Genomic DNA, 21,633 nt, shown 5'->3' with positions numbered 1-21,633 from the left:
AGTGGCTCATCTTTCATCCGATGAAGATTTTGATATCCGTAAATTGATCGCTGCTCCAACTAATACGCCTTAAAAAAAGTAAATTGTTGTAAAGACTCATCTTTTCAAAGAAACCGCTAGTATCACCAACTAAGCCAATCTGACTTAATTCCTGACTAGATAGCTTGCGGGAATCTTGATTGAGAATTTCAGCGCTACCATTATCTGCCAAAAGTTGCCCTGTGAGAATATTTATAGTTGTTGTCTTACCCGAATCGGACGGACCAAGGAAACCAAAAATTTGACCTTTATCAATAGAAAAACTAATGTCAGCAAGTGCAACAGATTTTCCAAACACCTTCCTAATATTTCTGGCTTTGATAACTTTATTTTTCATAAGTTTTCCTTTCTTACATGCTATGGCACCATTATAGATTGTAAAATTATCTTTTTTCGTATTTGTCATAAGTAGTTCATTTTTCGTACCTTTATCACTCATTTTCGATATTTTGCACAGATTCTGACAAAAATGTAACTGATTATGATAAAACGTAATAAAAACAATCACCAATGATATAATTATTAACATAATTAACGGAGGTAGAGATATGTCCTACTTATTTTTTTGTGGCTAAGCACTGATATAATAAAAAACTACAGGGTACTTTAAATTACTCCATGAAAGGTTAGACATAAATCCTAACAACTAAGATGAGACTGCTTCATCAATAACCATATCAAAACTAAAAGGGCTTAGCTCTGTATAATCTAGAGCTAAACCCTTTATGTGAATATATAATATTCACTTTTTGAGATTAGTACATTCAATTTGTAGTTTCTTTTAATTTTATTATTTGACTGAACAATGATTAGCACTCCTAGTTCGAATTGATGCATTAGGATATTGATCTAAAATATTCATAACTTTGTTCAATCCTATTCCTCTTGATTTTCCCTTGGTGGAATATCCTTTTTTAAAAATTTCTGATTGACTAATAGATTCCTGAAACATAGAGTTTTCAACAATACAAACTAAATAACCATTATGATGAAATAATGCAAACTTAAGTATAGGTTGCTTTGTCAATAGAGTGGCTTCGATTGCATTATCTAGTAAAATTGCTAGGATAGTAATAATATCTAAAGTATCAATAATTGATAAGTCTAAATTTTCTTCAATTTCAATTTCTAACTTAATTCCTTTTTCATGAGCCTCTCTTAATTTAGCTGACAAGACGCTTTTAACAGCAGTATTGGAAACTTTAGAAAGACTAGCAATATCATATTTTTGATCTGAAAATTGGGTCACTGTCTTTGAAAGTACAGTATTGTAGACTTTTTGAATAGCATCCAAATCTCTGAGTTCTAAGCCTGACTGGATACTCATCAAAACATTAATATAATCATGCCTAAAACTTCTGATTTCCTCATATAATTTTTCAATATGTTGACTATATTTTGCTAATTCCGATAATTGTATATCTTTTTGTTGTAAAATCTCATCTTGAAGTCTATCGGAACATTTAGAATTTAAATAAATCAAAACTATTAAGAAAAATATAACATATGCGCCTACGAGTTTCTCCCTATATGCTGTAGCATTGGGAATTAAGTCATCCTTAAGCAGTAGAAGCTGTAAGGAAATACAATAAACAATCATTGAAACATCAACGACAATCAGTGTGCGATTAAGATATCGCTTTTCAACCCCCACCTGAAGATTTCTAAAATCAAGCTGAATACTTCTAGTTACTCCATAGGATAAGGGAAGAATTAAGAGCTCAATTAACAAATTTAGCACTGGATATTGTGCCATCATCTCGAGACTAATACCTATGGTAGGAAAAATATAAAATGCCATTACTCTATTAAAAAGACTTTCAATAACCACAGGATAGAGTCCATAAAAGACAGCAAGCGGACGATTATGACTCCGATCTTTATATAAAGAGTAACCTAACCAAAATAAGTACGTAAAAAAATAACCAATAAGTGGAGCTATTAAGCAAAGGGTAACATTAAAAATTATAATATTAAGATATGAATACCATCGAATCGTAATGCCACTAATTTGCCGATATAACACGGTAATGACACTAATTTGAGTAAAAAAAACTGCAAATGATATAATAATATAAGTAATATCCATAGTACCGTACCTAACTACAATGATGTAAGCCTTTCACTCAATCCTTTAAGCTTAGTTCTTGATACCAAGCACGAATCTCCATTGGGAAAATAAAGAATCTTACTAATTTTGTCCACCCGCGTAATGTTAGCTGGATTCACTACAAATGACTTATGACTTCTATATAATCGACTATCTTTTTTTTCGATTTCGGAGATTGCAGCATAAAACTCAAGCCGCTCATCAACCGTATGCAAAATGACTTTATGTACAGTTGGGGCAGTTTCAAAATACAAAATTTTTTTAAAGGGAACTTGAATTTGGGATAATGATGTCTCTAAATAAAATGAATCTTGAGATACCATTTCCCCCTTACTAGCTAGCGTATAGTCAATAGCAGACTTAATACGCTCATAAAAGTGAGGCTCTCCGAGAGCTTTATCAATAAAATCAAGTGCACTAACTTTATACTTGAAAGTTAATGGCATAAATTCTGAATGGGTGGTCACAAAAACAATCGTTGCAGTTGGATCTTTTTTTCGAATCTCTTTAGCAATTTCTAGCCCTTTTTTTCTCCTCATTTTTTATTTCAATATCAAGGAAAAATAGTTGATGACTCCCCCTTTCCTCGATAGCCTCTAATAATTGAGTTGAGCTTCCAAAAACATCAAAAATTCTGCACCTTATCTGTTTCTCATTTAAAATTTTTAGGATAGCGGTTTCAATCCGAGACTGTTGTAGTATCTCATCTTCAAGTACAAAAATGTTAATCATATTTCTTTCCTTTTTTCTTTTTAACATACCTTATTACTACGATTTATTCTGATTTTTCAATTAAGTGCCTATTTATATTACACAGCGGCTACAAAAGCTCTTTTTATATACCATATTTATCAGAAAGTTTTATATAAATACAAGACAATAATCTTTTAAAGAATACCATTCTCCATTGACCATTGATAGCTTCATTATATCATAATTACAAAATGATTAGGGGAATATGGGCTGTATTCGCATTTTTATAAAAATAGGTCAAAGTCTAGGTCAAAACAAAAAAACGCATCTCCCGCCAAAGCGAGAAATGCGTTTGAAACGTTGATATAATAACGATATTAACGTTTTGAGAATTGTGAAGCCTTACGAGCTTTCTTAAGACCTGGCTTCTTACGTTCTTTCATACGTGCATCACGAGTCAAGAGACCTGCACGCTTCAAGACACCGCGGAAGTCTGGATCTACTTCAAGTAAAGCACGTGCGATACCATGACGTGTAGCGCCGGCTTGACCTGAGAAGCCACCACCGTTAACGTTTACCAATACATCATATTGGTCTTTTGTTTCTGTAGCAACGAATGGTTGAGCCATAACTTCGCGTAAGTTTGCAAATGGAATGTATTCTTCTGCAGGTTTGCCGTTCATTGTGATCTTGCCTGTACCAGGAACCAAGATTACACGTGCAACTGAGTTTTTACGACGGCCTGTGCCGCGATATTGTACTTGTGCCAAATTCGTTTCCTCCTAGATTAAGTTTGTGATGTCCAATACTTCTGGTTTTTGAGCAGCATGCTTGTGTTCTGCACCACGGTAAACGTGAAGCTTCTTAGCTTGTGCACGACCAAGAGTACCTTTTGGAAGCATACCTTTAACAGATAATGCGATCAATTTTTCTGGATCCTTTTCACGATAGTCACCAGCTGTACGTTCCTTCAAGCCACCTGGATGGTTTGAGTGATGGTAATAGATCTTATCTGTTGCTTTACGACCTGTCAAAGCAACTTTTTCTGCATTGATGACGATCACAAAGTCACCTGTATCAACGTTTGGTGTGAATGTAGGCTTGTTCTTACCGCGTAAAATAGATGCCACAACTGTGGATAGACGTCCCAAAGGAACATCTGTTGCATCTACGACATACCATTTACGTTCTACTTCGCCTGGTTTTGCAATATATGTTGTACGCACGTTTATTTCCTCCATTTAATGTATACATGTTTGACAAACAATAAGTTTTAACGGGGCTTACTGTGGGGCAAACAATACCAAATACTATATTACGATTTTTTTAAAGGATAGTCAATTATAACTTTCAAAAAAGTCTAGCAATAAAGCTTAATCATAATAGACTTTTTTCAAATATAAGCCACTCGCTGGGGCGGTTTCACGGCATTCATTGCGGTCTTTGACCTCATAAAGCCGTAAAAAATCATGCACGGGACGCTTGCCATTGCCGATTTCAAGCAAAGTTGCCACCATGATCCGCACTTGGTTATATAAAAAACCATTGCCATAAAATTCAAAGATCACTTCATTATTTTCTTTATCTTCTCGCACCGTTGCTTCATAGATCGTCCGCACATGATTTTTAGTTTGACTACCCGAAGCCACAAAACTTGAAAAGTCATGGGTACCGACCACATCAGGTAGTGCTTCTTTGATGCGCTCAACGTCTAATGGGTATTTATAATGTCCCGTATAAAAACGTTTAAACGGATCGGTAAACCACGAACGACTGACCCGATACATGTAACGTTTGCCGTGAGTCGTGAAGCGCGCATGAAAATCAGGACTAACGATCTTGCAATCAACAACTTCACAATCGAGGGGCAACATCGAATTTAGCCCCTTTAACATCCCTGCTGGTGCGATTTCATGGGGAAAATCAAAATGCACGACTTGCCCTAAAGCATGTACGCCAGCATCAGTCCGGCCCGAGCCATGGATCGTGATGTAGTCATCGAATTTACTCATCTTATTTAGCGCTTTTTCCAAGACAGATTGGACGGTGCGCTGGTTGGGCTGGGTCTGAAAGCCCGCAAAATTTGTTCCGTCATAAGCTAAAGTTATCATATAACGTTGTGTCATCTTTTCAATTCCTCAATTTCTCAAAAATATCAAGCCAACCGTCACTAACCCAAAGAAAACAAGTGAAACGGTGTCTTTTAATTGCCAGATTTGCCGGCGGTATTTAGTGCGTCCTTCACCGCCCCGGTAGCCCCGTGCTTCCATGGCAGTTGCTAGATCTTCGGCCCGAGTCAACGCACTCACAAATAGTGGTATCAGTAAAGGGATCACGGCTTTGATCCGCTTGACCAAACTTCCCTCACTAAAATCTACGCCCCGAGAGCGTTGCGCATTCATGATCTTAGTTGTTTCATCCATCAAAGTTGGCACGAAACGTAATGCAATCGATAACATCAACGAAATCTCGTGGACTGGCACCTTGATTTTTTTAAGTGGCGCCATCAATGATTCCGTGGCATCAGCGATCGCTAACGGTGGCGTCGTCAATGTTAAAAGGGTCGACATAAAAATAATCAAGACAAAACGACAAAAGACAAACACCCCGTTTAACAAACCAAATTGTGTCAACGTCAGCGGACCAAATTGCCAGTAAACGGTGCCCCCTCGCGTAAAGAAGACTTGTAATAAGACGGTAAATAAGATCAACCAAATAAGAGGCATGACGCCTTTTATAAAATAACTCAACTTTATTTTTGAGAGCACAGCGCACAATAAAGTCGTGGCACTCAATAAAAGATAAGTCTGCCAGTTGTTACATAAAAAGACGATCAAGACAAAATAAAAACATAAGATCATCTTAGCCCGTGGATCTAAGCGGTGCACAAATGAATTACCTTGTAAGTAACGACCTAATAATAATTTACCCATCGATTTTCCCCCTTTGGTTGAGTTTTGGGGCTAAGAAACGCGCCAGCTCGTGTTCCGTTAACGGGAGCGTTTCAAATGAGATGCCACGTTGTTGGAGCTGATAAGCAAAATCAGTTGTTTGGGGCAAACTCAAATGATGTGCTTTGAGCCAACTAGGGTCACTAAAAAGCTCTTTAGATGTTGTATCGGCGATTAACTGCCCTTCTTCCATCACGAGCACATGATCAGCATAATTAGCAACATCATTCATTTGGTGAGTCACTAAAATGATTGTAAGTCCTTCTTTTTGATGGAGTTGCTTAAATAACTCCATCATTTCAAATCTCCCAACGGGATCTAAGCCTGCTGTTGGCTCATCTAAAACTAAGATCTTAGGTGACATTGCGAGGATCCCTGCAATCGCCACTCGTCGCATTTGTCCGCCTGAAAGTTCAAACGGTGAACGCTCTAAAACAGCTTCAGGTAATTTGACTAATTTTGCTTTTTCACGCGCAATCTCTAGGGCTTCGGCTTCACTTTTGCCAAAATTTTTAGGCGCAAAGGCAATATCTTTTAAGACCGTTTCTTCAAATAATTGCGCTTCGGGAAATTGAAAGACAAAACCTACTTCTTGGCGTAAGTCCCCGAGCTCTTTATTTTTAGTCTCAGGCGTGATCTTATGCCCGTTGATCGTTAAATAGCCACTCGTTGGTTTTAATAGCCCATTTAAGTGTTGGAGAAGCGTAGATTTACCACTACCGGTATGCCCAACGATCGCAGTAAAACTTTGATTTTTGATCTCAAAGCTCACTTCTTTGACTGCAACTTCTTCAAGTGGCGTACCTACTTGATAGGTATGGCTCATTTTTTCAAGACGTATTGACATAACCAGTCTACCATTTCCTTTTCTGTAAGATACTTTTTCGGGACTTGTACACCTAAATGTGCCAATTCATGTTTTAACCGTTCTGGATATGGGACATCTAGTCCGATTTTGAACAATTCATTGCCCCGACTAAAAATTTTTGCAGGCGCATCATCAGCAATGACTTTACCATCATCTAGCACAATGATCCGGTCTGCTAAAGAGGCTTCATCAATATCGTGCGTGATCGAGATCACAGTAAAGCCTTCTTCTTTATTCAAGCGTCGCATCAGCGCTACGATCTCTTGGCGCCCCTTAGGATCTAACATACTCGTTGACTCATCGAAAATCACGATTTGCGGACGTAACGCTAAAACCCCTGCGATCGCAACTCGTTGCTTTTGGCCCCCAGATAAACGTACTGGTTCATGAGCAGCAAATTTTTCCATGTTGACCGCTTTTAAGGCTTCTTTGACACGTAAATGCATTTCTTCATAAGGAACCCCCCGATTTTCTAAACCAAAGGCAACATCCCCAGCCACATCGGCACCGATAAATTGGTTATCTGGATTTTGAAAAACCATTCCAATATGGTCGCGGATCTCCCAAACAGTTTCTTCACTTAAAGTCTGCCCCGCAACGGTGATCGTACCTGTGGTTGGCGTTAACAAACCATCGATCAATTTAGCTAAGGTACTTTTGCCACTACCATTATGCCCGATCAAAGCGACCCATTGGCCTTGGTCAATCGTTAAATTGACCTGATCAAGTACCTTTTTTGGCTCCTCATGATCATATGAAAAACTCAGATCTTTAATTTCAATTATTGAATTCATTTATTTTTCCTCTTAACTGAACTACAGTTATCTACATTTAGAACTAATATACCATATTTTAGCCTGATAATTTGCTTCCATTTGTGCGGAAGTTTAAAATTAACTGAGATATGGAGGTTTTTTTATGAAAAAAATAGGAATTATTATCGGGAGTACCCGTCCAACAAGACGAAGCCCCATGATTGCTCAATGGTTTTATGAAAATTTACCAACGGATGAGCTTGAATTTGAGCTGATCGATCTAGCGACATTTGACTTACCATTTTTAGATGAAAAAGCATTGCCTCAAACAATGCAATACGAACACGAAAAAACCAAGCTTTGGAGCCAAACGATCCAAAGCTTAGATGGCTTTATTTTCATTGTTCCACAATATAACTGGGGCTATCCTGCAGTCTTAAAAAATGCACTTGATTACCTTTATCAAGAATGGGCCAATAAACCAGCTTGTCTCGTTACTTTTGGTGGACATGGTGGGACTCAAGCCCAAATTGCCTTACGCCTAGTGATGCAAGGTTTAAAAATGCCAACACTTGCTGTGGCACCACAAATTACGCTTGCTCCTAGCGCTAGCACTGAAGAAACGCTGGCAATCTTAGAAACTTATCGCCCACTTTTACCAGCGATCACTGCCGATTTTAACCGTCTACTCTAACAAAAAAACGGTATTGGGAAAACTTAGTCTAAAGTTTAGGTTTAGACGGTCAGTTTCTCCCATACCGTTTTTTGTTAAATACTAGCTAAAGCCTGTGCGATCGGTGTAGTTCCACTGCTCATCAAAATAACTTTACCACGTGTATTATCGTGTTCTAGCAGTTCGGCTAACGTTAATGCCACATCTGCGATCGGATTTTGCTTGCCGATCTCTTTTCCGACAGTGATCTTTCCAGTTCCAGGCTCTTCGACTAAAACTGCTGGTTGTAAGATCGTATAGTCTAAGCTCGTATTGTGGATCAAATAGTTATCCGCAAAGAATTTAGCAATGTTATAATCCATGATCTTAGCTAATGCGCCTTCGTGCCAAAATTCAGGTTCTAAGGCGTGCATCGAACTTAACATGATATAACGCTTGATTCCGTTTTGTTCTGCAGCTTGCATCGTTTTGACTGCACCAAACGCATCGGTTTGTAAGAGATCCTTGCCCCGAGAACCCGCAGTAAAATAAATCACATCTTGTTTTCCGATCAGCGTTGCTAGTTCTTCTACTGAAGCATGGAGATCTAACTTAACTGTTGTCACCAAAGGATCATCTTTTAAAACAACATTTTCAGGTTTGCGGGCTGCAGCCGTGATTTGGTGCCCTTTAGCTACCAGATCTTTGATCAATTCCGTCGCTACCCGTCCCGTTGCACCGACAATAAAGACTTTCATTTTTATCCTTCCTTATTTAAAAACATCATTTAAAGCTTCACTCATTGTTGGATGAGTATAAATTTGATCACGCAAGAGCGTATATGGTAATTTAGCATTGATCGCTAAACTGATCAAGTTGATCAATTCGTGCGATTCTTTCCCATAAAGCGTTGCCCCTAAGATTCGTTCAGTCTTTGGATCAACTAAGACTTTAAAGACCCCACGAGTATCTTTTAAGACACGTGCTTTTGGAATCGCAGCTACAGGCAATTTAAAGAGTTTATATTCAATTCCTTGTGCCTTAGCTTCTTTTTCGTTCAAACCAACTTTTGACAATGGCGGTTCAAGAAAGACACTGTAAGGAACATTTTTGCGATCACTGATCTTGCGCTTGCCATCCCCGAATAACTCATCTTTAATGATTCGAAAATCGTCTAAAGAGATATAGGTAAATTGGAGACCACCTTTTACATCCCCAATCGCCCAAACGCCTGGAACTGTTGTGTGTAATTGGTCATCCACGATCACAGCGCCACGTTCATCTAATTTGATGCCGGTATTTTCTAAGCCCAGCTCACTTGTGCGTGGCTTACGTCCAGTAGCAGCTAAAACTTTATCGGCTGTTACTTGCTTAGTTTCGCCAGCTTGTTCATAGACAACTTCGACTTTGTCAGCTAGATCTTTAACTTCAACGATCTTGACGCCTAACTTAAAGTCGATTCCGAGTTCTTGCATATTTTTAAAGACCATTTGGGAAACATCATCGTCTTCACGCGGAATAAAGTTTGGTGAGGCATCTAACACCGTCACCTTCGCCCCGTAACGTGCAAACATTCCAGCAAATTCTAACCCAATGTAACCAGCACCAATGATCACCAATTCTTGTGGTAATGTACTTTGATCCATTGCTTTAGTTGAATCTAACAAGTATTTGCTGTCTTTTAAGCCTGGGATCGGTAAAATAACTGATTCAGCCCCAGTGTTGATAAAAATCCGTTCGCCTGTAAAATCCAAAACTTCCCCAGCTGGAGTCGTCACTTGAACTTCGTGATCATTGACAAACTTAGCAGTCCCATTGAGTACCTGGACACTTGGTTCGTCCGCTAACATGTGATAGTTTTTATCTCGTAAAAAGGCTGTCATTTCATTTTTACCTGAGACTGCTTTAGCGAAATCTTGTTTAGCGTCTGCTTCGATGATCAAGCGTTTGGAAGGCAAACACCCAATATTGATGCAGGTCCCACCATACATTTGATCAGAGCTTTCGATCACTAAGACTTCTTCACCTTTTGTAGCTAAAGTTTTAGCGAGTGTTTTACCACCCTTACCAAAACCAATAATGATATTTTTAACGTTTGTCATTTAAAAATCCCCACTTTCTTGAGTGACATGTAACATTTACCCTAATTATACGAGCCTTATTTTAAAAGGTCACGAAATATGCTTACATTTTGTAAGTTTTTTCTAAAATTTTCCACAAAAAAAGCAGATCATTTGATCTACTTCAACCTTTTTCTCCATTTATTATCTCTCTTTTTAAAATAGCGATTTCATTAATAATATTAACAATTGCTCCTTGTTTGTACTTATCTCTCCCCATTCTTATCAAGTCCAAACAAGGTCTACGATTCTTACGACTAAACGACTATTGATTTTTATTAAATTAAAATAAATTATCAATTACATATATTATGTTAAATTTTCACTTTGATAAATACAATCTTTTTTTTACTAAATAAATTTATTTATTCAAAAAAGATTGATTTTTACAACAAATTATCTTTTTTTCCTATCATTGAATAAAAAAAGCTCGCTAAAAATGCTAAGCATCTTTAACGAACTTCGAAAAACTTATTGATTTTTCATTTATTATTCGGGACGTTTTTTGCGTCCATCGTAAGCAACTAAGCCTAAAGCTAAGAGGATCCCAACTGCTCCTAAAATAGCTGTATTTTCTGTTGTATCACCTGTTTGTGGCAATTCTTTTTCCTTAACTTGAGCTGGTTTAGCAACTTCTTGTTTTGGTGCTGCTGGTGTCTCTACAGGCATTACTTTTACTTCTTCTTTAACTGTTGTGATAACTTCAGCTGGCTTGGTACCACGTTTAACCAATTCGGTTACTGGTTCCAATACTTCTTCTGTAGTTATTGGCGTTAATTCGCCAGTATTTTCATCAACAATGTAAGTTGTAGTAATGATTTTCTTACCCGCTTGACCATTTTGAACTTTGACCACTGTCCCAGCTGGTAAAGTAGGATCATCAACACAGATAACTTCAAAAGCAATTTCTTCTTCGGTTACTACTGGCTTAGTACCAACTAAGATGATTTCAGTCACAGGTTCTTTTGTCACCGTGCCATTTGGATGCTTGATCCCCGTTTGGCCCGCAACTTTGACTTTCGTTTCGCCGGCGGTCATCGTTTCATCAGCTTCATACTTCGTTTCGTATGGTAAGACTGTATCTTCGCCTACACCGACTTTGATCACACGGTCAACTGGCGCAATGGTTTCTACGACCGACTCATTAGCGGTCACTTTGCCTGTCGTTTCATCTAGGGTATATGTCACCGTGGTAATTTCTTTACCAGTTTGGCCTTCTACAACAACAATTTGTGGGTCTTCTTGTTTCATTGTTGGATCTTTTTGATAAATTACTTTTAATGCAATCGTTGCTTCTGACACTGAGGCTTTTGTACCTACTAAAATGATTTCAGTCACCGGTGCTTTTGTCACTGTACCATTTGGATGCTTGATCCCCGTTTGGCCCGCAACTTTGACTTTTGTTTCGCCGGCGGTCATCGTTTCGTCTGCTTCATATTTAGTTAGATATGGAATCGTACTTTCGTTACCCACGCCCACTTTGATCACACGGTCAATTGGCGCTGTGATCTCTACCACTGGTTCATTGGCAGAAACTTTACCTGTCGTTTCATCTAAGGTGTAAGTTACTGTTGTGATTTTCTTACCTGCCTGACCTTCAACTACGACAACTTGTGGATCTTCTTTTTTCATCGTTGCGTCTTCTTGGTAGATCACTTGTGGTGCTAATGTTTCTTCTGTTACCGCAGCCTTTGTACCTACTAAGATCACTTCTGTCACTGGTGCTGTCGTTACCGTGCCGTTTGGATGTTTGATTCCGGTTTGACCCGCTACTTTGACCGCTGTTTCACCAGCTATCATTGTTGCGTCAGCTTCATATTGCGTCATATATGGGATAACAACTTCAGAGCCAACCCCAACTTTAACCACTCGATCAATTGGAGCAACAACTTCTTCTTTTGTGATCTCAGTGATCATACCGGTAATTTCATTTACCCTAAAGCTTGTTGTAATTGTCTTTTTACCTGCTAACCCTTCAACTAACACGATTTCAGGATCTTCTTTTTTCATCGTTGGGTCTTCTTGGTAAATTACTTGAGGCTCGATTCTTGTTTCTACAATAACTGGCTTAGCCCCAACTTCTATTACTCGAGCTTCCATAGCAACCAGAGTATCACCATTTGGATGGATCACACCATCAGTCCCAGCTACCATTTCATGTGTTTCGCCCTTAGGTAAAGTAACATTGGCAACATACTTCGTTATGCGTGGTACTAGTGTGGTTTTCCCAACACCACGGCGAATCACTTCATCGACCGCTGGAGTTGTTTCAACTACTGGTTCTAAAGCAGTGACTTCACCCGTACTTGAATTTACTTTATATTTAGTTGTCGTGATAGTCTTACCATTTCGACCAGGTGTGACAACGATTTCTGGGTCAGTTGGTAAACGCAACGCATCATCTTCATACTGAGTCGAGAATTCAAGTACCGTTTCAACTACAGTTGGCTTTGTACCAACTAAGATCCATTCAGGCATTGGTGCTCTACTTACTACTCCATTTGGTAATAGGAGACCATTTTTACCTTTAATTCTAATTACTTGTTGACCTAAATCTAATTCTTCACTTGCCTGATATATTGTGCTATATGGCATTGTCGTTGCTTGGCCAGCGCCACGCTTCACTTCGCGATTTACCGGTTGTACAGTTACCTCAACTTTTGGAGCTTGAGCTGTAACTTTACCTGTTTGTAAATCTAACGTGTAATTTATCGTTGTGACTTTTTGCCCTTCTTTTCCTTCTACTAAAACGACTTCAGGAGCATCCGCCAACATTGTTTCATCCGTAATATAAATCGTTTCATACGGAATCTTTTCAGTTGTCACCACTGGCTTAGTACCAACTTCAATAATTTGCGTTACTGGAGCTTTCGTTTCGAGATGAAGTTTTGGTTGCACAGCTGTTTCTAATTTAGCTACTTCATTACCATCAGCGGTAACTTTGACAGTTAAAGTTCGTTCTGCTGTAGCAGTTCCCGCAAAATCATAAGAAATAGTAATTGGAGTTTCACTGTCAGGTGTATATGTTGTTTGTACTTTTCCGTTAGTTACTGGTAAATTGATCACCTTATCGCCCACACTCAATTGCGCCGTTGTGATCTTTAATTCGCCAGAAGCATCCTCAATTGTAATATCTAGTGGTTTATACACGATTGTTGGGATCAAATTAGGTGTTACACTAAGTAGCCCTTCTCGATCATCTAATTTATATGGTATTCCTGCTTTTTGGAAAGCTGCTTCAGCCAAACCATACTTCTTAAATTCTTGTTTTTGACGTCCCACATTCCGGATCGAGATCACTCTTGAACCCGCTTGATTTAACAAGGTCATTAAGCCTTTATTATTAACCAACGAATTAGCATCTTGCGTAAAGAGATCAGTTTCTAAACGAATTTCCGCATTTTTCATATCTTCAGCCGTAATGTTATAACGTGCCGGAATATCGCTTGCCGAAATAGTCCCGATTTTTTCTAATGGATTGATCTGTTGATCTTTACCTTTTACGGAATAACTTGCCTGTGCATCATCAAATTTTTCAGGGATCCGTAAAGCACTGATCCAAAGCAAACGATCGCCATCTTCCATTTGATCCCATAGTGGAGCTAACTTAGAAACATCATTGGTCAAATACATACTGTTACCGACCACCCCACTAAGCTCAACTAAAACCATGATCAATTGTGGTTCCCGCGTAGTACTTGCCTCTGTCTTTGGATTAAACTCGACGACTGCATGGCCATTTACTGCATCGTAAACTTTATTTGAAGAACCCACTACCCCAGCTTGAACAACTTTAGTTTCACCAGCTGTTAGTTCGGGATTTTCCCGATATTGCGTTTGGAAAGCAATTTCTCCTGTTGGACTATGTTTAACGACCTGTGACACTGGATCGGTTGTCTTAGTCGTTGTTGTAGCTGTTATTTCACCTGTCACTTCATTTAATTGATAAGTCGTAGAAGTAACTTTTTTCCCTGGAACCCCTGGCGTTACAATAACCTCAGCGGCCGTAGGATCCATTTGTGAGTCTTCTTGGTAGATAGTTTCAAACGGAATACTTTCTTCTTGAATCTCTGGTTTAGTCCCTACTCTAACAAGTTCTGTTTCAGGTTCTTTAGTGATCTGTTCACTCGTTTTACCGACAAATTTATTTTCACTGTTGAGTGTATATGTTGTTGTAACGGTCTTTTCACCTAAAACCCCTTTTTTCTCAACGATTCGTTGTCCCGCAGTTAAAGACTGATCTGCTAAATATTTAGTTTCAAACGGAATTTCTACTTTTTCGATCTTATCTGCTGGCGCTTCTAACTCTTTGAGCACTTCTTGATAGATCTTACCATCAAAAGTATTAGTTGCAACTAAAGTATTTTTTACATACGCTTGTCCTGAATACTTAGCTGGAAATTCCTTATTATATGTTGCATTAGCTGTAGCAATATATATATTAAATGAGGTAACTTTATTCAAACGACCTGTTACCTTAACTGTAAATTCAATCGTATTTTCAACGTTTGCATTTGCTTTTACCGAACTAGAATAGTAATAGCCATCAGATGTTAATGGCACACTGGATCCGTTGATCATAATCGTGCTTGGTAAAGTATAGTTCGCATTACCAGTCAACTCAACTGAGATCGGTAATGTTTTTTGATTCTTGTTTGATTCTGTTGGAATATACTGTACTTCGACTCGAACTGATTCTGAATTTGTCGTATGTTTCTCTTTATCAATATAGCCATTCATTGAAGTAACTTGGCCGTCACCTTTATACTTAACTTGACCAGAAAAGCCGTATACCTTAACTTCATTTGGACGTGCAGCCCGTAAAGTAGCACTTCTAAAGTATCCGCTTTCACTATTTGGTGCACTAGCTGATGTAGCTTGGCTTTGAACTGGTGCTTCTGACTCAGCTATCTCTGGTTGAGTTACTTCAGCTGGTTGAGCTAAGCTTGTTGCTTCTGAGGCCATTGTTGGTTGAGCTTCTGAAGTTGGTGCTGTTGTTTCTGGTTCTGCTGTAGCTACAAAAGCTTGTTGCTCAGATGCAACTGAAGCAACACTGGCCACTTCACTAGTTGCTTCACTAGCTGATGTAGCTGCTTCGCTAGTCACTGTTTCTGCTGTATTCTCAGCCGTTGCGTCCTCATCTGCTAAATCAGTGCTCGCCTGACTAGTAGTCGTTTCTGCTGTATTAGACTCATTTGCATCAGCTAGTTGAGTTGATGCTACTTGAGTATCAGCTGAAACTTGAGTTCCGCCTGAGTAAGTCATAAACAAGGTCCCCACTAAGATCGAAGCTACCCCAACACTTAGTCTCTTAATTGTAAATCTTTGTTTCTTCGCTGCGAGTTTTTGGTTATATAATTTATGATTATTTTTAGAAAGCATTTTCTTCCCCACCTATTTTATGTTCTAAGCAATCACTTTATAACTTAATCTTAAATTTTTATTAATCAGAAAACAATTAAAAATTTTTAAGTTATATTGTTTTATTCTATAAAAGCGCTTTTATTCAACAAAATAGGTAATATCTACAATAAGATTAAAATGAGAATATCTTAGATATACCTTTTATTTTTTAATTATATCAAAATAAACAAAAAAAGAGTGCCAATTTAGCACTCTTCTGATGTATGAAATTTATACCCATAAAATAAAGATAATAAAAAAATCACTTTTTATAACGAAGGTTTCACAGATCCACTATCTGCTACTTAGGACTAGACTCGGTTTTACCCAACATCGTAACGCCCAGTTATCGCTATAAAAGTGACACTAGTTATCTATTCGTTGCTAATCTAATATTAGTCAACCAATTCAAGAACAGCCATTTTAGCTGCATCGCCGCGGCGTTCGTCCATCTTGATGATGCGTGTGTAACCGCCGTTGCGTCCTTCAAAACGAGGTGCAACATCATCAAACAACTTTTGTAAAGCTGTTTGAACTACAGCCTTATCGCCGTCTTCTTTAACATCAGCAACAACATCCATCATGAATGCAGCAGCACGACGACGTGAAGCTAAATCACCTTTTTTACCTAAAGTGATCATTTTTTCAGCAGTTTTACGTACTTCTTTAGCACGTGTTTCTGTTGTAACGATACGACCGTTAACGATCAAGTCAGTAGTCAAGTTACGTAACATTGATTTACGGTGTGCGCTAGTGCGACCTAATTTACGGTAAGCCATGAACAGTTCCCTCCCTTAATTAAAAATATTAGTCATCATGACGTAATGACAAACCAAGATCAGCTAATTTAGCCTTAACTTCTTCCAAGGACTTGCGACCAAGGTTTCTAACTTTCATCATGTCTGCTTCTGACTTGTTAGTCAATGCTTGCACAGTATTGATACCAGCACGCTTCAAGCAGTTGTATGAACGAACAGATAAGTCAAGTTCTTCGATTGTCATTTCAAGCATTTTTTCTTTATGTGTTTCTTCTTTTTCGACCATGATTTCAGCATTCTTAGCTTCATCTGTCAAATCAACGAAGAGAGTCAAATGCTCTGTTAAAATCTTAGCAGACAAACTGATAGCTTCACTAGGAGTGATCGAACCATTTGTCCACACGTCTAACGTTAATTTATCATAATCATTTTTTTGACCAACACGTGTTTTTTCTACTTGGTAGTTGACACGTTCGATCGGGGTATAAATTGAGTCGATTGGTAAAACGCCAATAGGCATATCTTCAGCCTTAGCTTTGTTTTCTGTTGCAGAAACATAACCACGACCCTTGTTAGCAGTCATTCGAGCATGGAACACAGCTCCGTCAGCCACAGTACAAATATATTGGTCTGGGTTGAGGATTTCTACATCACTGCTACCTTGAATGTCACCGGCAGTAACTTCTTTTGGACCAACAACATCAAATTCCAAAGTTTGAGAATCTTCAGAATCAAGTTTAAGTGCAACTTTCTTTAAGTTCAAAATAATTGCGGTAACGTCTTCTAACACACCTTTTACAGTTGAGAATTCGTGTAACACACCATCAATTTGAATATCTGTGATTGCTGCACCAGGTAATGAAGAAAGTAAGATACGACGTAAGGAGTTACCTAAAGTTGTACCGTAACCACGTTCAAGCGGTTCAACGACAAACTTGCCGTAGTCTTCGCCTTCTTCGATTTTATGAATTTTTGGTTTTTCAAATTCGATCATTCTTATCTTTACCCCTTTCAAAACGTTACGTGTAATCTGGTTGAAAACATTATGAGTTTATCCTCAGAATGAATACTGATCCACATTAAACACGACGGCGTTTTGGAGGACGGCATCCGTTATGAGGAACTGGTGTAACATCTTTAATAGATGTAACTTCAAGACCTGTTGTTTGAAGCGCACGAATAGCAGCTTCACGACCAGAACCAGGACCTTTAACTGCAACTTCAACAGTCTTCATGCCATGATCCATTGCACCTTTAGCAGCTGCTTCTGCAGCCATTTGGGCAGCAAATGGAGTAGACTTACGAGAACCTTTGAAGCCTAAAGAACCTGCTGATGACCATGCAACGGCGTTACCATGAACGTCTGTGATCATAACAAGTGTGTTATTGAATGTTGAATGAATATGTGCAACACCGCTTTCGATATTCTTCTTTACACGGCGCTTACGAGATTTTTTAACTGCCATGAACTAGCTAACCTCCTTCTTAGATTATTTAAATTATTTCTTCTTACCTGCAATTGAAACTGCTGGGCCTTTACGTGTACGTGCGTTATTCTTCGTGTTTTGACCACGAACTGGTAAATGACGACGATGACGTAGACCACGGTAAGAGCCGATTTCGGAAAGACGCTTAATGTTTAAGGAAACTTCACGGCGAAGGTCACCTTCTACCTTGTAGTTATCCACAACCGCACGGATCTTGTCTTCTTGATCTGCTGTTAAGTCGCGAACGCGAATGTCTTCTGAAACACCTGCTTCAGCTAAGATCTTCTTAGCTGTTGTATTACCGATTCCGTAAATATAAGTTAAGCCGATAACGATACGCTTGTCGCGTGGTAAATCGACACCTGCAATACGAGCCATTACAATTACACCTCCTAATTAATTATTATCCTTGACGTTGTTTGTGCTTTGGATTATCGCAAATAACCATAACGCGACCTTTACGTTTGATAACTTTGCAATGTTCGCACATTGGTTTAACTGATGGTCTTACTTTCATGAATTATACCTCCTAAATAGTTTTGAAGTACAATCTATTTAAAGCGATAGGTAATGCGACCCTTAGTCAAATCATAAGGGGACATTTCAACAGTAACCTTGTCTCCTGGTAAAATACGAATGTAATGCATGCGGATCTTACCGGAAACATGAGCTAAAATCTCATGTCCATTTTCAAGTTCAACTTTGAACATCGCATTTGGCAACGTTTCTTTGATCGTACCCTCAATTTCAATCACATCATCTTTCGCCACGCAAAAGTACCTCCTTAAATTGGTTTTAAAACTTTACACGTAAAAATGTGAGAAGCTTTTTATGGAGTCCCACCTTTTTCCGCAAGTTCCGTTTGCTCAAAATGGCAAACTGAGCCTCTTGAAAAGATAAACCTGAATTATCATAACATAGCAAATAAAGAGATGCAAGCACTAATTTGCTAAAATGACAATCCAGGCGTATCTTTTGATTGATTTTAGTTGATTTGATCTAAAACAGCTTTGATATCAGCAAAAACTTTATCGATATCTTGGTTACCATCAACTTCATGCAAAATACCTTGCTTCTTATAGAAGTCTAGTAATGGTGTGTTCATCTTGATGTTAACTTCAAGACGGTTTTTAACTGTTTCAGGCTTATCGTCTTCACGTTGATAAAATTCGTGTTGACCACAACGATCACAAGTTCCTTCTACCTTAGTTGGGTTAAAGATCTTGTGGTATGTAGCACCACAGTTACGGCAAATATAACGTCCTGTTAGACGTTCCATCAATGATTCTGGGTCAACGTGGATGTTGATCACACAATTTAATGGTTTACCTAATTCTGCGCCAAATTGATCTAGCGCTTCTGCTTGTGCCATGTTACGTGGAAAACCATCAAGCATGTAGCCATTATCAACGTCATCTTTAGCTAAACGTTCTTTAACGATTCCATTTGTTACTTCATCAGGAACAAGTTCACCTTTATTGATGTAACTTTTTGCTTCAAGTCCCATTGGAGTATTATTTTTCATTGCTGCACGGAAAATATCTCCAGTAGAAATGTGTGGAATGTTGTATTGGTCAACAATTTTTTCAGCTTGTGTTCCTTTACCAGCACCTGGTAGACCCATCAACATAAGATTTAATGCCATGGTAGTATTGCTCCTTTATTTCAAATATCGTGTCAATTAGACCGTTCCGTTATTATTCGTTAACAGCCCTTCAAACTCTGCTATTATAGCATATTGCACGTTTTTGCTCAATTAGAGCGTTCATCCGATCAGTCGCTTTATAAAATGCAACAAGCAAAGCTGATCGGATGATCTAACTTTGCTTGTTGCAGTAATTATTGATTACTTTCTGATAAAGCCAACATATTCACGCTTCATCATCATACCGTTTAATTGACGCATAATTTCAAGCGTAACGCCGACTACGATCAATAAACTAGTACCACCTAGACCAATAGATTCATCTAAGCCCCAAACAGCCGAAGCTACTAATGGGATCAAGGAAACTAAGCCTAAGAAAAGCGCACCAACTACACTTAAACGCATCAAAAGTCGAGAAACATACTTTTGAGTTTCACGTCCTGGCCAAACAGAAGGAATATAACTTCCTTGTTTTTGCAAGTTTTCTGCCAATTTTTCAGGGTTAACTTGCACGAAGGCATAGAAGAATGTGAAGACTACGATCAAAATCGTGTACAAAATCATACCCGGAATGGTTTGCATGTTAAATACTCGACTCATAATGATATACCACTTATCTTCTGAATACTCTTGAGCAAAGAGTAATAAGATCGTTTGTGGTGTAGCAATAAATGAGCTGGCAAAGATAACTGGGATAACCCCAGCCACATTGACTTTCAATGGTAAATATGAACTTTCGGTTGCTCCAGCGACCCGTCTTGTGTATTGGATCGGAATCTTATAATTAGCTTGTTGAACATAAGTTACAAATGTAACGATTGCCAAAATGATTAATAATAAGACCGTCACATACAAGATAGGTTCCCAAAGTTGTGAAGCACCTTGGAATTCTTCAACGAAAACTTGGCGAATGCCGTCTGGCACACGCGAAACAATACCTGCCATAATGATCATTGAGATCCCATTACCGATACCGCGATCAGTGATCATATCACCTAACCAAACCGTAAACATCGTACCACCGGTTAAAATTACCCCGATCGTAACATATGTTTGCGGACTTGGATTATTCACCAAGTTTAAACTACTCATATAGTTAAACCCGGCCGTAATTCCGACTGATTGTATAAACGCGAGCACAATGGTCAAATATCTTGTCCACTGGTTTAACTTGCGCCGTCCGACTTCACCTTGTTTACTCCATTCAACAAATCGTGGAACAATGTCCATTTGTAATAACTGAACAATGATTTGAGCGGTAATATATGGAGAAACACCCATTGCTAAAATGGAATAGTTAGTCAAACCGCCACCGCTAAAAGTGTTCAAGATACTAATTAACCCTGAAGACGCAACACTACTTAATGCTTTAGCGTTGATCCCAGGGACTGTGATATAAGTGCCTATACGAAATACAATCAAGATACCTAAGGTAAATAAGATTTTTTGGCGAATCTCTTTTACAGCAAAGGCGTTCTTCATTGTTCTAAGCATCTATTACATCACCTCTGCTTGACCGCCTGCTGCTTCGATGGCTGCTTTAGCACTGGCAGAGAACTTATTAGCTTTAACAGTTAATTTCTTGTTCAATTCACCATTACCTAAAACTTTAATGCCATCTTTTTCATTCTTAACGATACCAGCTTCCACCATCAATGCTGGTGTTACTTCTGCACCGTCTTCGAATTTATTTAAAGTTTCTAAGTTTACAATAGCATATTCCTTGCGGTTAATGTTATTGAAACCACGTTTTGGCATACGACGGAACAATGGCATTTGTCCACCTTCAAAGCCCAAACGTACTTTGCTACGAGCCTTTTGACCTTTTTGGCCACGACCTGCAGTTTTACCGTTACCGGATGAAGTACCACGACCAACACGATTGCGTACTTGGCGTGAGCCTTCAGCTGGCTTTAATTCATGTAATTTCATTAGGGTTGGCACCTCCTTAATTTATCTAAATAATAATTATTTAGCCAATTCAACGTCCACTAAATGATTGATCTTGCGAATAGCACCGCGCATAGCAGCATTGTCAGGAACGACAACTGAGCTGTTTACACGTCCAAGGCCTAAGCCCTTAACGATTTCGCGTTGATTTTGAGGACGTCCGATGACAGAACGAACTAATGTAACTTTTAAGTTAGCCATG

General features: G+C 38.6%; 22 protein-coding genes and 1 pseudogene. 1 reads left to right on the top strand and 22 read right to left on the bottom strand.

The genetic code is table 11. From position 1 onward, the window contains the following. Positions 1–13: 13 nt before the first annotated feature. From FC32_RS04385 to FC32_RS04345, 9 genes and pseudogenes are all read right to left on the bottom strand, one after another. On the bottom strand, positions 14–376 hold the full coding sequence (locus tag FC32_RS04385) for an ATP-binding cassette domain-containing protein (RefSeq protein ID WP_051533636.1): 363 nt from the start codon (positions 374–376) through the stop codon (positions 14–16). A 453-nt stretch (positions 377–829) separates the two neighbouring features. Continuing rightward, a complete protein-coding gene (locus tag FC32_RS04380; RefSeq protein ID WP_035459581.1) occupies positions 830–2,128 on the bottom strand; it encodes a sensor histidine kinase in 1,299 nt (432 codons plus the stop codon). A gap of 14 nt (positions 2,129–2,142) precedes the next feature. Continuing rightward, a pseudogene (locus FC32_RS04375) lies at positions 2,143–2,881 on the bottom strand (response regulator transcription factor). 338 nt (positions 2,882–3,219) lie between these two features. After that, positions 3,220–3,612, bottom strand: coding sequence for a 30S ribosomal protein S9 (gene rpsI / locus FC32_RS04370; protein ID WP_025086733.1), 393 nt, complete (start codon positions 3,610–3,612; stop codon positions 3,220–3,222). A gap of 12 nt (positions 3,613–3,624) precedes the next feature. Next, entirely contained in the window at positions 3,625–4,068 is a 444-nt protein-coding gene (rplM, locus tag FC32_RS04365; RefSeq protein ID WP_025086732.1) for a 50S ribosomal protein L13, read from the bottom strand. Between the two features lie 147 nt (positions 4,069–4,215). Further along, positions 4,216–4,968, bottom strand: coding sequence for a tRNA pseudouridine(38-40) synthase TruA (gene truA / locus FC32_RS04360; protein WP_056957289.1), 753 nt, complete (start codon positions 4,966–4,968; stop codon positions 4,216–4,218). 12 nt (positions 4,969–4,980) lie between these two features. After that, positions 4,981–5,775 carry an energy-coupling factor transporter transmembrane component T family protein gene (locus FC32_RS04355; RefSeq protein ID WP_025086731.1) on the bottom strand — a complete coding sequence of 265 codons (795 nt, stop codon included), beginning with the start codon at positions 5,773–5,775 and terminating at the stop codon, positions 4,981–4,983. Then, complete coding sequence (locus tag FC32_RS04350; protein WP_025086730.1) at positions 5,768–6,640, bottom strand: energy-coupling factor ABC transporter ATP-binding protein; 873 nt, start codon at positions 6,638–6,640, stop codon at positions 5,768–5,770. The genes FC32_RS04355 and FC32_RS04350 overlap by 8 nt, the downstream gene beginning before the upstream one ends. After that, the gene (locus tag FC32_RS04345) at positions 6,616–7,455 is read right to left on the bottom strand and encodes an energy-coupling factor ABC transporter ATP-binding protein (protein WP_025086729.1); all 840 of its coding nucleotides are present in this window, start codon (positions 7,453–7,455) and stop codon (positions 6,616–6,618) included. Before FC32_RS04345 ends, FC32_RS04350 begins: the two co-directional genes overlap by 25 nt. A 124-nt stretch (positions 7,456–7,579) precedes the next feature. On the opposite strand from FC32_RS04345, the gene FC32_RS04340 reads away from it, so the two are divergent. Then, the gene (locus tag FC32_RS04340) at positions 7,580–8,110 is read left to right on the top strand and encodes an NADPH-dependent FMN reductase (RefSeq protein WP_025086728.1); all 531 of its coding nucleotides are present in this window, start codon (positions 7,580–7,582) and stop codon (positions 8,108–8,110) included. Positions 8,111–8,184: 74 nt separating this feature from the next. On the opposite strand, the gene FC32_RS04335 is transcribed toward FC32_RS04340, so the two are convergent. From FC32_RS04335 to rpmD, 13 genes are all read right to left on the bottom strand, one after another. Next, the gene (locus FC32_RS04335) at positions 8,185–8,826 is read right to left on the bottom strand and encodes an SDR family oxidoreductase (RefSeq protein ID WP_025086727.1); all 642 of its coding nucleotides are present in this window, start codon (positions 8,824–8,826) and stop codon (positions 8,185–8,187) included. 12 nt (positions 8,827–8,838) lie between these two features. Then, positions 8,839–10,170, bottom strand: coding sequence for an FAD-containing oxidoreductase (locus FC32_RS04330; protein ID WP_056957288.1), 1,332 nt, complete (start codon positions 10,168–10,170; stop codon positions 8,839–8,841). 507 nt (positions 10,171–10,677) lie between these two features. Beyond that, a complete protein-coding gene (locus FC32_RS04325; protein WP_025086726.1) occupies positions 10,678–15,570 on the bottom strand; it encodes a G5 domain-containing protein in 4,893 nt (1,630 codons plus the stop codon). A 416-nt stretch (positions 15,571–15,986) separates the two neighbouring features. Beyond that, entirely contained in the window at positions 15,987–16,370 is a 384-nt protein-coding gene (rplQ, locus tag FC32_RS04320) for a 50S ribosomal protein L17 (protein ID WP_025086725.1), read from the bottom strand. Between the two features lie 28 nt (positions 16,371–16,398). Further along, positions 16,399–17,343 carry a DNA-directed RNA polymerase subunit alpha gene (locus tag FC32_RS04315; protein WP_025086724.1) on the bottom strand — a complete coding sequence of 315 codons (945 nt, stop codon included), beginning with the start codon at positions 17,341–17,343 and terminating at the stop codon, positions 16,399–16,401. Between the two features lie 85 nt (positions 17,344–17,428). Then, positions 17,429–17,815: a 30S ribosomal protein S11 gene (gene rpsK / locus FC32_RS04310; protein WP_004050265.1), complete on the bottom strand. Its 387-nt coding sequence runs from the start codon at positions 17,813–17,815 to the stop codon at positions 17,429–17,431. 33 nt (positions 17,816–17,848) lie between these two features. Continuing rightward, the gene (gene rpsM, locus FC32_RS04305; RefSeq protein ID WP_025086723.1) at positions 17,849–18,214 is read right to left on the bottom strand and encodes a 30S ribosomal protein S13; all 366 of its coding nucleotides are present in this window, start codon (positions 18,212–18,214) and stop codon (positions 17,849–17,851) included. 25 nt (positions 18,215–18,239) lie between these two features. Continuing rightward, complete coding sequence (rpmJ, locus tag FC32_RS04300) at positions 18,240–18,353, bottom strand: 50S ribosomal protein L36 (protein WP_003696792.1); 114 nt, start codon at positions 18,351–18,353, stop codon at positions 18,240–18,242. Positions 18,354–18,387: 34 nt separating this feature from the next. Beyond that, positions 18,388–18,606, bottom strand: a complete 219-nt coding sequence (gene infA, locus FC32_RS04295) for a translation initiation factor IF-1 (protein ID WP_003689399.1) — start codon at positions 18,604–18,606, stop codon at positions 18,388–18,390. 215 nt (positions 18,607–18,821) lie between these two features. Beyond that, the gene (locus FC32_RS04290) at positions 18,822–19,481 is read right to left on the bottom strand and encodes an adenylate kinase (RefSeq protein WP_025086722.1); all 660 of its coding nucleotides are present in this window, start codon (positions 19,479–19,481) and stop codon (positions 18,822–18,824) included. A 201-nt stretch (positions 19,482–19,682) separates the two neighbouring features. Next, positions 19,683–20,975 (bottom strand): preprotein translocase subunit SecY, encoded by a 1,293-nt coding sequence (gene secY / locus FC32_RS04285; protein ID WP_025086721.1) that lies wholly within the window; start codon positions 20,973–20,975, stop codon positions 19,683–19,685. Between the two features lie 3 nt (positions 20,976–20,978). After that, the gene (gene rplO / locus FC32_RS04280; RefSeq protein ID WP_025086720.1) at positions 20,979–21,413 is read right to left on the bottom strand and encodes a 50S ribosomal protein L15; all 435 of its coding nucleotides are present in this window, start codon (positions 21,411–21,413) and stop codon (positions 20,979–20,981) included. Positions 21,414–21,449: 36 nt separating this feature from the next. Further along, complete coding sequence (gene rpmD, locus FC32_RS04275; RefSeq protein WP_004050281.1) at positions 21,450–21,632, bottom strand: 50S ribosomal protein L30; 183 nt, start codon at positions 21,630–21,632, stop codon at positions 21,450–21,452. Position 21,633: the final 1 nt, after the last annotated feature.

It is taken from the genome of Ligilactobacillus apodemi DSM 16634 = JCM 16172 (assembly GCF_001434405.1).
Lineage (GTDB): Bacteria > Bacillota > Bacilli > Lactobacillales > Lactobacillaceae > Ligilactobacillus > Ligilactobacillus apodemi.
This window is presented reverse-complemented; position numbering and strand designations above follow the sequence as displayed.

Coding starts and splice junctions, on each gene's coding strand:
- FC32_RS04385 (WP_051533636.1), bottom strand. CDS start 376: ATGAAAAATAAAGTTATCAAAGCCAGAAATATTAGGAAGGTGTTTGGA.
- FC32_RS04380 (WP_035459581.1), bottom strand. CDS start 2,128: ATGGATATTACTTATATTATTATATCATTTGCAGTTTTTTTTACTCAA.
- truA (WP_056957289.1), bottom strand. CDS start 4,968: ATGACACAACGTTATATGATAACTTTAGCTTATGACGGAACAAATTTT.
- FC32_RS04355 (WP_025086731.1), bottom strand. CDS start 5,775: ATGGGTAAATTATTATTAGGTCGTTACTTACAAGGTAATTCATTTGTG.
- FC32_RS04350 (WP_025086730.1), bottom strand. CDS start 6,640: ATGTCAATACGTCTTGAAAAAATGAGCCATACCTATCAAGTAGGTACG.
- FC32_RS04345 (WP_025086729.1), bottom strand. CDS start 7,455: ATGAATTCAATAATTGAAATTAAAGATCTGAGTTTTTCATATGATCAT.
- FC32_RS04340 (WP_025086728.1), top strand. CDS start 7,580: ATGAAAAAAATAGGAATTATTATCGGGAGTACCCGTCCAACAAGACGA.
- FC32_RS04335 (WP_025086727.1), bottom strand. CDS start 8,826: ATGAAAGTCTTTATTGTCGGTGCAACGGGACGGGTAGCGACGGAATTG.
- FC32_RS04330 (WP_056957288.1), bottom strand. CDS start 10,170: ATGACAAACGTTAAAAATATCATTATTGGTTTTGGTAAGGGTGGTAAA.
- FC32_RS04325 (WP_025086726.1), bottom strand. CDS start 15,570: ATGCTTTCTAAAAATAATCATAAATTATATAACCAAAAACTCGCAGCG.
- rplQ (WP_025086725.1), bottom strand. CDS start 16,370: ATGGCTTACCGTAAATTAGGTCGCACTAGCGCACACCGTAAATCAATG.
- FC32_RS04315 (WP_025086724.1), bottom strand. CDS start 17,343: ATGATCGAATTTGAAAAACCAAAAATTCATAAAATCGAAGAAGGCGAA.
- rpsK (WP_004050265.1), bottom strand. CDS start 17,815: ATGGCAGTTAAAAAATCTCGTAAGCGCCGTGTAAAGAAGAATATCGAA.
- rpsM (WP_025086723.1), bottom strand. CDS start 18,214: ATGGCTCGTATTGCAGGTGTCGATTTACCACGCGACAAGCGTATCGTT.
- rpmJ (WP_003696792.1), bottom strand. CDS start 18,353: ATGAAAGTAAGACCATCAGTTAAACCAATGTGCGAACATTGCAAAGTT.
- FC32_RS04290 (WP_025086722.1), bottom strand. CDS start 19,481: ATGGCATTAAATCTTATGTTGATGGGTCTACCAGGTGCTGGTAAAGGA.
- secY (WP_025086721.1), bottom strand. CDS start 20,975: ATGCTTAGAACAATGAAGAACGCCTTTGCTGTAAAAGAGATTCGCCAA.
- rplO (WP_025086720.1), bottom strand. CDS start 21,413: ATGAAATTACATGAATTAAAGCCAGCTGAAGGCTCACGCCAAGTACGC.
- rpmD (WP_004050281.1), bottom strand. CDS start 21,632: ATGGCTAACTTAAAAGTTACATTAGTTCGTTCTGTCATCGGACGTCCT.